Origin of the sequence: Terrabacter sp. 2RAF25, from assembly GCF_052115265.1 — a bacterium.
GTDB lineage: Bacteria > Actinomycetota > Actinomycetes > Actinomycetales > Dermatophilaceae > Terrabacter.
In genome coordinates, this window is sequence record NZ_JBFRGJ010000002.1 from 1 (window position 1) to 12,025 (window position 12,025).

The window sequence follows — 12,025 nt, forward strand, 5'->3', positions numbered from 1 at the left end:
CCACGACGCCACGACGTGCTCGGCAGCACGCGTACGCCCACGCGCTTGCGCGCCTCGACCAGGCCCATCGAGTCGAGCACGCGGATCGCCTCGCGCACCACCGAGCGGGAGACGCCGTAGCGCTCGTCGAGCTGGTCGATGCGCAGCACCGTGCCGGGTGCCAGGTCACCGGAGACGACCTGACGACCGAGGGTGTCGAGGACGCTCGCATGGAGCGCGGGGCGGCGGGCGATCGGCACGGCGACAGCCTGTCACACGACCGCTGTCAACTGACATGGGCTCGATTAAATCTGCTTTGTTTTGAACAATGACTTGATAAGACGCCTTTCTTGCTGCACTCTGGCTCTCGCGCCTCGAGCCAGAGAGCGATGAGAGCGATCGAGCCGGACGAAGGAGTCACGGACCATGTCATCGAACCTGCAGCACCACCCCCCGCCACTGGTGGTCGTCATGGGCGTCTCCGGCTCGGGCAAGACCACGGTCGGCGCGGCCCTGGCCCAGCGCCTGCGCGTCCCCTTCGCGGACGCCGACGACTTCCACCCCGAGGCCAACATCGCCAAGATGTCGGCCGGCGTCCCGCTGAGCGACGACGACCGCGGTCCGTGGCTCGGGATCATCGGCGACTGGCTCGCCTCGCACGCGGACACCGGCGGCGTCGTCAGCTGTTCCGCCCTGCGCCGCGCCTACCGCGACGTCCTCACGGCTGCGGCAACCCAGGCGTACTTCATCCACCTGCACGGCACCCCGCAGGTCATCGCGACAAGGGTCGCCGGCCGCCCGGGACACTTCATGCCCGCGGCCCTCGTCGAGTCACAGTTCGAGACCCTCGAGCCGCTCCAGTCCGACGAGCGCGGCTCGGCCCTCCAGGTCGACCAGCCCGTCGATGACCTCGTCACCCAGTCCCTCGCCCTCCTGAACCCCAGCAACCCGGAAGAGACCCGCCGATGACGACCGATCTCCTGCCCCTCCTGCCCCTGTCCGCGCTCACCGCCGACACCGCGCCGAACATCCCGGCCGGGCGTCTCGTCCCCGCCGCACTCATCGGCATCGCCGTCCTCGTGGTGCTCATCGTGCGCTTCAAGCTGCACCCCTTCCTCTCGCTGACACTCGGCGCGCTCACCGTCGGGGCGATCGCCGGCGTGCCCATGGCCGACGTGGTCGACAGCTATACGAAGGGCTTCGGGAGCACCGCCGCCGGCGTCGGCACCCTCATCGCCCTCGGTGCGATGTTCGGCAAGCTCCTCGCGGACTCGGGCGGGGCCGACGAGATCGTCGACACGATCATCGGCCGCAGCGGCACCCGGTCGCTGCCCTGGGCCATGGCCGCTGTCGGCGCCATCATCGGCCTGCCGATGTTCTTCGAGATCGGCCTCGTCCTGCTGATGCCGGTGATCTTCCTCGTCGCGCGTCGCTCCCAGCAGTCCGTGGTGCGTGTCGGCATCCCCGCGCTCGCCGGCCTCTCGGCCATGCACGGCCTCGTGCCGCCCCACCCCGGCCCCCTCGTGGCCATCGACGCCCTCAAGGCCAACCTCGGCGTCACGCTCGGCTTCGGCATCCTCGTGGCCATCCCGACGATCGCCATCGCCGGCCCGTGGTTCGCCCGCTTCGCGGCCCGGTGGGTCGACGTCCCGGCCCCCGACCTGTTCGAGGCGCGCGAGTCGGAGAACGGCCCCCGCCCGTCGTTCGCCGTCACGATGCTCACGGTCCTGACTCCCGTCGTCCTGATGATGGGCAAGGCGCTGGCCGACATCCTCGCCGGCAAGGGCACGCTCGCCCGCACCGTCCTGGACTTCCTCGGCACCCCCCTCATCGCGCTGCTCATCGCGGTCATCCTCGCGATGTTCACCCTGGGTCGCGGCGCCGGCATGGGCGTCAAGGAGACCAGCTCCTCGCTCGAGTCCTCGCTCGGACCGATCGCCGGCATCATCCTCATCGTGGCCGCCGGCGGCGGCTTCAAGCAGACCCTCGTCGACACCGGCATCGGTCAGCTCGTCGCCGACTGGATCTCCGGCAGTGGCTTGTCGATCCTCCTGCTCGCCTGGCTCGTGGCCGTCCTCATCCGTCTCGCCACCGGCTCGGCGACGGTGGCCACCGTCACCGCCTCGGGGATCCTCGCGCCCCTGGCGGCCGGCATGTCCACCAACGAGGTCTCGCTCATGGTCCTCGCCATCGGCGCCGGCTCGGTCTTCTTCTCGCACGTCAACGACGCCGGCTTCTGGCTCGTCAAGGAGTACTTCGGGCTGAAGGTCGGCCAGACCATCAAGACGTGGTCACTCATGGAGACGATCCTGTCGGTGACCGGCCTGGCCTTCGTCCTGCTGCTCAACCTCGTCGTCTAGCGACCCTCGCCACCTACATCCCGGACCGCCCCGACCTCAACCGTCGAGTGGCCATAGTTTGCGGGTGTCGCCGAATCGAGAGGCCAGTTCTCGTCACGAGAACTGGCCTCTCGACGTCAGGGGACCCGCAGACTTTGGCCTTTCGACGTCACAGGGTCAGTGGATGCGGACGCCGCTGATGGCGCGGGCGATGACGATGCGCTGGATCTCGCTCGTGCCCTCGAAGATCGTGTAGATCTTCGCGTCGCGCGACCACCGCTCGACGGGATGGTCGGTGACGTAGCCGGCGCCGCCGAGGATCTGCACGGCCTTGTCGGTGACCGCCACCGCGACCTCGCCGGCCTTGAGCTTGCTCATCGAGCCCTCGGCCGCCGTGAACGGCTGGTTGGTGCGGCCCATCCACGACGCCCGCCAGACGAGCAGCCGGGCGGCGTCGATCTCGGTGCGCATGTCGGCGAGGGCGAAGGCGATCGCCTGGTTCTCGATGATCGGCCGTCCGAACGCGACGCGGTCCTTGGCGTAGTCGAGGGCGTACTCGTATGCCGCCCGCGCGATCCCGATCGCCTGCGCGCCCACCGTGGGCCGCGAGATCTCGAACGTGCGCATCGCCGCCTGTCCGCTGGAGGCACCGCCCTCGCGGGCCCGCGCGAGACGCTCGTCGAGCGTGTCCTTGCCGCCGAGCAGGCACGAGCCGGGCACGCGCACGTCGTCGAGGAAGACGTCGGCGGTGTGCGACGCCCGCAGCCCCAGCTTGCGCAGCTTCTTGGCCCCCTCGAGCCCCGGGGTGCCGGGTGGCACGACGAACGCCGCCTGCCCACGCGACCCGAGCGTGGGGTCGACGACGGCGGTGACGACGTGCACGTCGGCGATGCCGCCGTTGGTGATGTACGCCTTCTGCCCGTTGATCACCCACTCGTCAGCCGCCGCGTCATAGCGTGCCCGCGTGCGCATCGCACCGACGTCCGAGCCGGCCTGCGGCTCGGTCGTGGCGAAGGCGGCGAGCCGGGGGTCGTCCACGTCGCCGTAGCACTGGGGCAGCCACTCGACCATCTGGTCGGGCGTGCCCGAGCCGTAGATGGCGGCGACGGCGAGGGTGGTGCCGAAGATCGACATGCCGATGCCGGCGTCACCCCAGAAGAGCTCCTCGTTGGCGAGGTTGATCGAGATCCCGGTGGGGTCGGACCAGCACTGGGCCAGGAACTCGAAGCCGTAGAGGCCGTTCTTCGCCGCCTCCTGGATGACCGGCCAGGGCGTCTCCTCACGGGCGTCCCACTCGGCGGCGGCCGGGCGCACCACGTCGGCCGCGAAGCCGTGCACCCAGTCGCGGAGCTCGGTCTGGTCGTCGTTCAGGGCCAGGGAGAACTCGGCCACGACGAGCGCCTCAGGCCTTGGGGATGTCGAAGAAGTTCGCGATGTTCGCGGCGAGGCCGAGGTCGCCCTTGGCCTTGATCTTGCCGGTCATGAACATCATCACCGGGTTGCCGCTCTTGGTGATGACCTTGGTGAAGTCGACGGGCGTCATGGCGAGCGACAGGGTGGCGTCACCGTCGTGGCCGGGCAGGGTGGTGCAGGCGCCCTCGGCGAACCGCACGGTCCACTCGTCGGCGCCGCCGTCGGGGCGGCCGGTGATGCTCCAGTGCGTGGTGGCCGTCGTCGAGCCGGCGCGGTCGGCGCGGAAGAGCTCGGGCATGCGCGAGAAGATCGCCGCGATGATCGACTCGCGGTTGGCGCTCTCCATCACCTGCTTGACGTCCTTGTCGGACATCTCCTTGACGATGCGGATGAAGTCACCCGGCTCGACGGCGGCGAGCTCGTCGGCGCTGGCGGTGGTGAAGTCGATGTCGGACATGGGGTGGTCCCTCCGGTGGAGAACGGCGTTATTACCGCGAGTAGGTTACCCGACGGTCTCTTCACCGAGGAACCACCCGGTGACCATCCCGTCAGGCCGGCCGGGCTCGATGTAGTGCTCCCAGGAGAAGCCCTGGGCGAACCACTCCTCCGGCATCTCGAGCATGCCGCGGGCGTCGGACTGGCTGGCATGGGCCTTGAGGGCCGAGCGCTTGACCTCGAGGAACTCACTGACGTCGCAGGCCCAGTGCAGCTCCTCCTCGGGGCTGCCGAGCGGGTTGCCGTCGTCCATCGGCGCACTGGGGTCCCAGTCGCCGACGTCGAGGCCGGCGGCGACCGCCGCCTGGTGCGAGCGGATCATCGCGCTTCGGTTCATCGAGCTCTCGAGGTAGCGCCTGGTGCCGGCGATCTCGGCCGCACGCTTCGTCACCGCGTGCACCTTGACGTGGTCGGGGTGGCCGTACCCGCCGTGCCAGTCGTAGCCGACGACGACGTCGGCGCCCTCCTCGCGCAGGATCGCTGCGAGCTTCTGCGCCGCCTCCTCGGTGTCGGCGCGGGTGAAGCTCAGCTCGTGGTCGTTCTGGGCCCACCCGGTCATGCCGGAGTCGGCGTAGTCGAGCCAGGCGACGTGGTGGGTGCCGATGACCGCGTTGGAGGCCGCCGCCTCGGCGCGACGCCGGTGGACGACGGTCTCGCCGTCGGCCAGGTCGTCGGGCACGTCGCCGTGGTCGCCGTTCGTCGCGACGACGAGGACGACCCGGTGACCCTCGCTCGCGGCACGGGCCATCGACCCGGACGTCTGCGACGCCTCGTCGTCGGGATGGGCATGAACGAACACCACGGTTGCCATGCCGTCAGCCTCTCACTGGCCGCCGACGCTCAGAGCGGCAACCGGTAGACGAGGAAGCCGTCGCGCACCGCGACGTCGTCGTAGAGCCGACGCGCGGTCGCGTTCGTCTCGTGCGTCTGCCAGTAGACGCGGCTGCAGCCCTGCCCCCTCGCCCAGTCCGCGACAGCCTCGATCAGCGCCCGCCCGGCCCCTCGTCCGCGCGCCTCGGGAGCGGTGAACAGGTCCTGGAGGTAGCAGACGTCCGGGCCCGAGGTGCTGGGGTGCACGAGGAAGTGCGTCAGTCCGACGACCTCGCCGTCGAGCACGGCCACCCGCGCGTGCATCCTTGCGCCAGAGGTGAGTTCACGCCACGCCCTGTCGTATGCCGCCTGGTCGAGCTCGCGCTCGTAGAACGCCAGGTAGGCGCGGAACAGCGCCTCCCACCGCTCCCGGTCGTCGGTCTCGAGCGGTCTGGTCGTGATCACGACGCGACGCTAGCGCGACGCACCGTGCACCCGGGAGGGCCACTCGACGGCATACGCGATGGGCCAATCCCCCGATCGAGAGAACGCTCCGTCACCCACGGCGGGTGACGGAGCGTTCTCTCGATCGGGAAGGGCGTGGGTCAGGACTTCTTGGCGGCGGTCTTGCGGGTCGTCGCCTTCTTCGTCGTCGCCTTCTTGGCCGTCTTCTTCGCCGTCTTCTTCACGGCGCGCTTGCGCGTGGTCGGACCCTTGGCCCGCTTCTCGGCGAGCAGCTCGAAGCCGCGCTCGGGCGTGATCGCCTCGGGGTCGTCGTCCTTGCGCAGCGTCGCGTTGGTCTCGCCGTCGGTGACGTACGGACCGAAGCGGCCGTCCTTGACGACGACCGGCTTGCCGCTGACCGGGTCGGCGCCGAGCTCCTTGAGCGGCGGGGCGGCCGCGGCACGACCACGCTGCTTCGGCTGGGCGTAGATCGCCAGCGCCTCCTCGAGCGTGATGTCGAAGAGCTGCTGCTCGGTGGTCAGCGAGCGCGAGTCGGTGCCCTTCTTGAGGTAGGGCCCGTAGCGGCCGTTCTGCGCCGTGATCTCGACACCCTCGGCATCGGCGCCGACGACGCGCGGCAGCGACAGCAGCTTGAGCGCGTCGTCGATGGTCAGCGTCGCGAGCTCCATGTCCTTGAAGAGCGAGGCCGTGCGCGGCTTCACCTTCGCGGCCTTGCGACCCTTCGGCTTGTCGCCGGCGGGCACCTCGTCGTCGTCGATGACCTCGGTGACGTACGGGCCGTAGCGGCCGGCCCGCGCCACGATGTCGCGCCCCGTCTCGGGATCCTGGCCGAGCACCTTGCCGTCGTCGGCCGCGACCTCGAGCAGCTCGCGCGCCTTCTCGGGCGTCATCTCGTCGGGCGCGATGTCGTCGGTGATCGTCGCGCGGCGCGGAGTGCCCGACACGTCCGCGCCCTCGGCCACCTCACCCGTCGCGAGGTCGACGCCTGCGGGGGCGACCTCCTCGACGTAGGGGCCGTAGCGGCCGACCCGGACGACCATGCCGTCGCCGATCGGGATCGTGCTGATCTCCTTGGCGTCGATCTCGCCGAGGTCGTCGACGAGGCTCTTCAGCCCGGCGCCGCTCGAGGCCTCGTCGCCGAAGTAGAAGCGCCTCAGCCAGTTGACGCGGCCCTCGTCGCCGTTGGCGATGCGGTCGAGGTCCTCCTCCATCGAGGCGGTGAACTCGTAGTCGACGAGGCTCGTGAAGTGCTCCTCGAGCAGGCGCGTCACGGCGAAGGCCAGCCACGTCGGCACCAGCGCCTGCCCCTTGGTGAAGACGTAGCCGCGGTCCTGGATCGTGCCGATCGTCGCGGCATACGTGGACGGGCGGCCGATGCCGCGCTCCTCCATCGCCTTGACGAGGGTGGCCTCGGTGTAGCGGGCGGGCGGGCTCGTCTCGTGGCCGTCGGCCTCGGCGCGCACGACCTCGAGGGGCACTCCGGCCGAGAGCTTGGGCAGGCGGCGCTCCTCGGCGGCGGCGTCGGCGCGCGCGGCAGCCTCGTCGTCACGTCCCTCCTCGTACGCCGCGAGGAAGCCCTTGAAGGTGATGACGGTGCCGCTGGCGCTGAACTCGACGGACTGCGCGCCCTCGATCGCCGTGTCGACGGCGAGCCTGACGGTGGCGGTCGAGCCGCGGGCGTCGGCCATCTGCGAGGCGACGGTGCGCTTCCAGATCAGCTCGTAGAGCGCGAACTCCTCGCCGCGCAGCGACCCGGCGACCTGCGCCGGCGAGCGGAACCGGTCACCCGCGGGACGGATGGCCTCGTGCGCCTCCTGGGCGTTCTTGACCTTCTTCTCGTAGCGACGCGGGCTGTCCGGCACGTACTCGGCGCCGTACAGGTCACGGGCCTGGCTGCGCGCGGCGGTCGTCGCGGCGTCCGACAGCGTGGTGCTGTCGGTACGCATGTAGGTGATGTAGCCGTTCTCGTAGAGCCGCTGCGCCACGCGCATCGCGTTCTTCGAGCTGAGGCGCAGCTTGCGCGACGCCTCCTGCTGGAGGGTCGAGGTGGTGAACGGCGCCGACGGGCGGCGGGTGTACGGCTTCTCCTGGACGTCGGTGACCCGCGCCGTGAGGGGCAGGCAGGCCTCGGCGATGCGGGTCGCGAGCGCCTCGTCGAGGTGCACCACGCCCTTGCCGGCCGAGGTGACCAGCCGTCCGTCGTCGGCGAAGTCGCGACCGGTGGCGACGCGCGCACCGTCGACGGCGGCGAGGCGGGCGGTGAACTGCTGGCTCGCGCTGTCGGGCGTGAAGTCGCCCTCGACGTCCCAGTAGGAGGCGCGGACGAACGCCATGCGCTCACGCTCGCGCTCGACGACCATGCGGGTCGCGACGGACTGGACGCGGCCGGCCGAGAGGCCCTGGCGGACCTTGCGCCACAGCACCGGGCTGACCTCGTAGCCGTAGAGGCGGTCGAGGATGCGGCGGGTCTCCTGGGCGTCGACCATCGCGGTGTCGATCTCGCGCGTGTCGTTGACGGCGCGCTGGATCGCCTCGCGGGTGATCTCGTGGAAGACCATGCGCTTCACGGGAACTCGCGGCTTGAGCGCCTCGAGCAGGTGCCAGGCGATGGCCTCGCCCTCGCGGTCCTCATCGGTGGCGAGGTAGAGCTCGCTGCTGTCCTTGAGGAGGCGCTTGAGCTCGGCGACCTTCTTCTTCTTGTCGGGGTCGACGACGTAGTACGGCTCGAAGCCGTTGTCGACGTCGACGGCGAACTTGCCGAACGGGCCCTTCTTCATGTCGACGGGCAGCTCGGACGGGTTCGGCAGGTCACGGATGTGACCGACGGACGCCTCGACCTCGAAGTCGCCGCCGAGGTAGCCGGCGATGGTCTTCGCCTTGGCGGGCGACTCGACGATGACGAGCTTGCGGCCCTTGCCTGCGGCCATGGTGCACCTTCAACTTCCCGCATCTCACGAGCAGCGGATTCGTCGCTGCGTCTGCGTGGACGCGGACCGACGGTAACAGCCCGCGCCGGGAAGGTCGTCCAGACATCCGCGCCGCGACCCACCGGGCGAGACCAGCCCCGAGGGCGTATGCCGCCCTCCCGGGGCGCCGGCGCCCCACCACCGGGCGGGTGCCGGGGTGGTGCCGAGGGCGTGCCGGGCTGGTCCCGAGCGGGTGCCGGGCGGGTGCTGTTCAGGCACCGGCGGGGCGAGGAGTGACGCGATGCAAAGGCTGCCGGACGGCATACCTGCTGGGGAATGATGACGAGCAAGGCCGCGTTGGACGTGTTAGTTTATTCTTCAACAAAACTTCGGAAGGACCGCCATGACCACCGCCCCCGTCCTCTACCTGAGCCACGGCGCCCCGCCGCTCGCCGACGACGAGCGCTGGACGGCCGAGCTCGCCGAGTGGTCCACCGACCTGCCCAAGCCCGAGAGCGTGCTCATGGTCTCGGCCCACTGGGAGGACGCCCCGACGACGCTCGGCTCGACGACCGGCGCCCCGCTCACCTACGACTTCTGGGGCTTCCCGCAGAAATACTACGAGGTCACCTACGACGCCCCGGCTGCCCCCGGTCTCGCCGACGACGTGACCAGGCTGCTCACGTGGCCCGGTCACCAGGTGCACCGCGACGAGGCGCGCGGCCTCGACCACGGTGCCTACGTGCCGCTCAAGGAGATGTTCCCCGAGGCCGACGTGCCGGTGCTGCAGATGTCGATGCCGACGCTCGACCCGCGCGGTCTCTTCGAGATCGGCCGCCGCCTGGCCCCGCTGCGCGAGCAGGGCACCATGATCGTCGGCTCCGGCTTCACGACCCACAACCTGCGCTGGTTCAACCCGCGCGCCGGCGCCGACGCGCTGCCGCCCAGGGCCAGCGCCGAGTTCGACCACTGGGCCCAGGAGGCTATGAAGGCCCAGGACGTCGACAGCCTGCTCGACTTCCTCGACAAGGCCCCCGCCGCTCACGAGGCGCACCCGCGCACCGAGCACTTCGCGCCGCTCTTCGTCACTCTCGGTGCCGCCTACGAGTCGGGTGGCCTGGACAACAAGAGCGTCATCGACGGCTTCTGGTTCGGGCTGTCCAAGCGCTCCTGGCAGTTCAGCTGACCCTCCCCGACGGCGCGCAGACCTGAGCGCCGTCACGGGAACCCGCCGGTAACCCCACCCGTTCCTCAGGTGTGGGTACCCACGCAGCGGCCGTGGCACGGAACCTCCCCTGACTCCGCGCCACGGTCGCTCTCACGTCTGCGGATTCGTCGCACCGATGGATGCCCCGGAACCGCTCCGAAGGCCATCCCGTCGCAGGCGCACGGCACGTAGAGTGGCCGTACGCCCGACGAGCGCGCCGCAGGCGTGTGTGGTGCACGCGAGCAGTGCACCTGCAGGACGTGCCCCGGCACGACCCGACGGGTGGGGACTTCGGTCGCGTCGCCGACGCGGCCGCACGCGAGGGAAGGACCCGTTGGAGATGACTGACCAGCCCGCCGCCCAGGCAGCCGCACCCGCCCAGGTGGCCCCGCTCGAGCCGCCACCCGGCGACGCGTTCATCCTCACCGCGCCGGCCCCCACCGCGGCCGTCGCCGAGACCGCGGCCCCGAAGATGGCCCCGGCCGTGCCCGAGGCGGCCCTGCCCGGGCTCGACGCGAAGGTCGACACCTACCTCGACTCCCTCATGAAGGCCGCCGCCCGCTCTCCCGAGTGGGAGCACAAGGCCGCCGACGTGCGGTCGATGGGCAACGACGAGGTGAGGTTCGCCGCCGAGTCGAGCAACCGCATGCTGCAGATGCCGGTCAAGGCGCTCAACGAGGGTGGTCTCTCCGGCAACTCGAAGGTCGGCAAGACCCTGCTCGACCTGCGCCGCACCGTCGAGGACCTCGACCCCGGCCAGGCCACCGGCGCCAAGAAGTTCCTCGGCATGATCCCGTTCGGCGACAAGGTCACCGACTACTTCCGCAAGTACCAGTCGGCGCAGAGCCACCTCAACGGCATCCTGCACTCGCTCCAGAGCGGCCAGGACGAGCTCGTCAAGGACAACGTCGCCCTCAACCTCGAGAAGAAGAACCTCTGGGAGTCGATGGGCCGGCTCAACCAGTACGTCTACGTCGCCGAGAAGCTCGACGCCAGGCTCGCGGCCCAGGTCGCGACGCTCGAGGCGAGCGACCCCGAGCGGGCCAAGGCGCTGCGCGAGGACGTCCTGTTCTACGTGCGCCAGAAGCACCAGGACCTGCTGACCCAGCTCGCCGTCTCGATCCAGAACTACCTGGCCATCGACATCATCATCAAGAACAACATCGAGCTCATCAAGGGCGTCGACCGCGCCACGACGACCACCGTCTCGGCCCTGCGCACCGCCGTCATCGTGGCCCAGGCCCTCAACAACCAGCAGCTCGTGCTCGACCAGATCACGGCGCTCAACACGACGACGTCCGGCATCATCGAGCGCACCTCCGAGGCGCTCAAGCAGAACTCGGCGCGCATCCAGGAGCAGTCGGCGAGCTCGACCCTGTCCATCGAGTCGCTGCAGAAGGCCTTCGCCAACATCTACGAGACGATGGACACCATCGACCAGTTCAAGGTGCGGGCCCTCGACAACATGGCCGCGACCATCGGCACGCTCGAGACCGAGGTCTCCAAGTCGCGCAGCTACCTCGACCGCGTCTCGAAGCAGGACGCTCGCCGCGCCGAGAACTCCGCACCCGGCCTGCTCGACCTGGGCTCGAGCCGCTGAAGGATGCTGAGAGGCACTGAGAGGGGTCCGGCGGCAGAGACGTGCGAGGTGTACGGCGTGTGACGCGCCGATGAGGTGAGGCAGGGTCGCCGATGCGCGACTCGTGCAGCAGGATGTGCGGGGCCGGCCGGCGGTCGGCCCCGCCGACACCAGAGGGGACAACGCAGTGGGAATCCGGTCGTGGTTCGGGTTGGGCGAGCCCGAGGCACCCGAGCCCGTACGCCAGGGGCCGCCCACCACGGAGCAGCTGCTCGAGGCGCTCGACGCCATCGAGCAGCAGGCCCGTGACGGCAAGGTGCCGGGCGTCGTGCTGTCCCGGCTGCTCCGCGTCACGCGCATCGTGCGCCAGGCGCTCCCCCGGCTCTCCAACCTCGGCCTCGGCAGCAGCCAGGGCTTCAGCGTCATGGCCACCGTGACCGACTACCTTCCGGTCGCGATCGGCAACTACCTCCGCCTCCCCCGTGACTGGGCCGACACCAGGCCCATCGCCGCGGGCAAGAGCTCGGTGATGCTGCTCGTCGACCAGCTCGACCTGCTCGGCACGACGATGGACAAGGTCTACGACGCCGTCAACCGCGCCGACGCCGAGGCGATCATCATCCACGGAGCCTTCCTCGAGGAGAAGTTCGGGCACGCCTCTGCCGGAGGCGTGCTCGGCCTCGGGCCCGACCCGGTCCAGGTCGCCCCGCCACCACCATCGACGACAGGCCCGACCGGCACCGCATCCCCGACGGGCCCGCCGGGCCCGACGGGCGCGACGAACGCGACGTTCCCCGGCCGGCTGGCCCCACCGGAGTGAGGATCACCGAAC

General features: G+C 70.2%; 11 protein-coding genes. 5 read left to right on the forward strand and 6 right to left on the reverse strand.

What is annotated here, in order from left to right; genetic code table 11:
• A partial coding sequence (locus AB4091_RS03295; RefSeq protein WP_442290303.1) for a FadR/GntR family transcriptional regulator occupies positions 1-239 on the reverse strand: 239 nt, incomplete at its 3' end.
• 166 nt (positions 240-405) lie between these two features.
• Between AB4091_RS03295 and AB4091_RS03300 the strand changes: the two genes are divergently transcribed.
• Positions 406-948, forward strand: coding sequence for a gluconokinase (locus AB4091_RS03300; RefSeq protein WP_442290304.1), 543 nt, complete (start codon positions 406-408; stop codon positions 946-948).
• Positions 945-2,339: a GntP family permease gene (locus AB4091_RS03305; protein WP_442290305.1), complete on the forward strand. Its 1,395-nt coding sequence runs from the start codon at positions 945-947 to the stop codon at positions 2,337-2,339. Before AB4091_RS03300 ends, AB4091_RS03305 begins: the two co-directional genes overlap by 4 nt.
• Before the next feature lie 156 nt (positions 2,340-2,495).
• Here AB4091_RS03305 and AB4091_RS03310 read toward each other — a convergent pair whose 3' ends face one another.
• The 5 genes from AB4091_RS03310 to topA form a co-directional block, all read right to left on the reverse strand.
• Positions 2,496-3,710 (reverse strand): acyl-CoA dehydrogenase family protein, encoded by a 1,215-nt coding sequence (locus tag AB4091_RS03310; RefSeq protein ID WP_442290306.1) that lies wholly within the window; start codon positions 3,708-3,710, stop codon positions 2,496-2,498.
• A gap of 10 nt (positions 3,711-3,720) precedes the next feature.
• Positions 3,721-4,188, reverse strand: a complete 468-nt coding sequence (locus AB4091_RS03315) for an SCP2 sterol-binding domain-containing protein (protein WP_442290307.1) — start codon at positions 4,186-4,188, stop codon at positions 3,721-3,723.
• Positions 4,189-4,233: 45 nt separating this feature from the next.
• A complete protein-coding gene (locus AB4091_RS03320; RefSeq protein WP_442290308.1) occupies positions 4,234-5,037 on the reverse strand; it encodes a PIG-L deacetylase family protein in 804 nt (267 codons plus the stop codon).
• A gap of 29 nt (positions 5,038-5,066) precedes the next feature.
• Positions 5,067-5,501 carry a GNAT family N-acetyltransferase gene (locus AB4091_RS03325; protein ID WP_442290309.1) on the reverse strand — a complete coding sequence of 145 codons (435 nt, stop codon included), beginning with the start codon at positions 5,499-5,501 and terminating at the stop codon, positions 5,067-5,069.
• A 140-nt stretch (positions 5,502-5,641) separates the two neighbouring features.
• On the reverse strand, positions 5,642-8,428 hold the full coding sequence (topA, locus tag AB4091_RS03330; RefSeq protein ID WP_442290310.1) for a type I DNA topoisomerase: 2,787 nt from the start codon (positions 8,426-8,428) through the stop codon (positions 5,642-5,644).
• A gap of 382 nt (positions 8,429-8,810) precedes the next feature.
• Here topA and AB4091_RS03335 point away from each other — a divergent pair, with 382 nt between their 5' ends.
• From AB4091_RS03335 to AB4091_RS03345, 3 genes are all read left to right on the forward strand, one after another.
• Positions 8,811-9,593 (forward strand): dioxygenase family protein, encoded by a 783-nt coding sequence (locus AB4091_RS03335; protein ID WP_442290311.1) that lies wholly within the window; start codon positions 8,811-8,813, stop codon positions 9,591-9,593.
• 361 nt (positions 9,594-9,954) lie between these two features.
• Entirely contained in the window at positions 9,955-11,214 is a 1,260-nt protein-coding gene (locus AB4091_RS03340) for a toxic anion resistance protein (RefSeq protein WP_442290312.1), read from the forward strand.
• A 166-nt stretch (positions 11,215-11,380) separates the two neighbouring features.
• Positions 11,381-12,013, forward strand: a complete 633-nt coding sequence (locus tag AB4091_RS03345; protein ID WP_442290313.1) for a hypothetical protein — start codon at positions 11,381-11,383, stop codon at positions 12,011-12,013.
• Positions 12,014-12,025 lie beyond the last annotated feature (12 nt).

Excerpts from the sequence above, each read along its gene's own strand:
- AB4091_RS03340 (WP_442290312.1), top strand. The coding sequence starts at position 9,955 with ATGACTGACCAGCCCGCCGCCCAGGCAGCCGCACCCGCCCAGGTGGCC.
- AB4091_RS03300 (WP_442290304.1), top strand. The coding sequence starts at position 406 with ATGTCATCGAACCTGCAGCACCACCCCCCGCCACTGGTGGTCGTCATG.
- AB4091_RS03335 (WP_442290311.1), top strand. The coding sequence starts at position 8,811 with ATGACCACCGCCCCCGTCCTCTACCTGAGCCACGGCGCCCCGCCGCTC.
- topA (WP_442290310.1), bottom strand. The coding sequence starts at position 8,428 with ATGGCCGCAGGCAAGGGCCGCAAGCTCGTCATCGTCGAGTCGCCCGCC.
- AB4091_RS03315 (WP_442290307.1), bottom strand. The coding sequence starts at position 4,188 with ATGTCCGACATCGACTTCACCACCGCCAGCGCCGACGAGCTCGCCGCC.
- AB4091_RS03305 (WP_442290305.1), top strand. The coding sequence starts at position 945 with ATGACGACCGATCTCCTGCCCCTCCTGCCCCTGTCCGCGCTCACCGCC.
- AB4091_RS03320 (WP_442290308.1), bottom strand. The coding sequence starts at position 5,037 with ATGGCAACCGTGGTGTTCGTTCATGCCCATCCCGACGACGAGGCGTCG.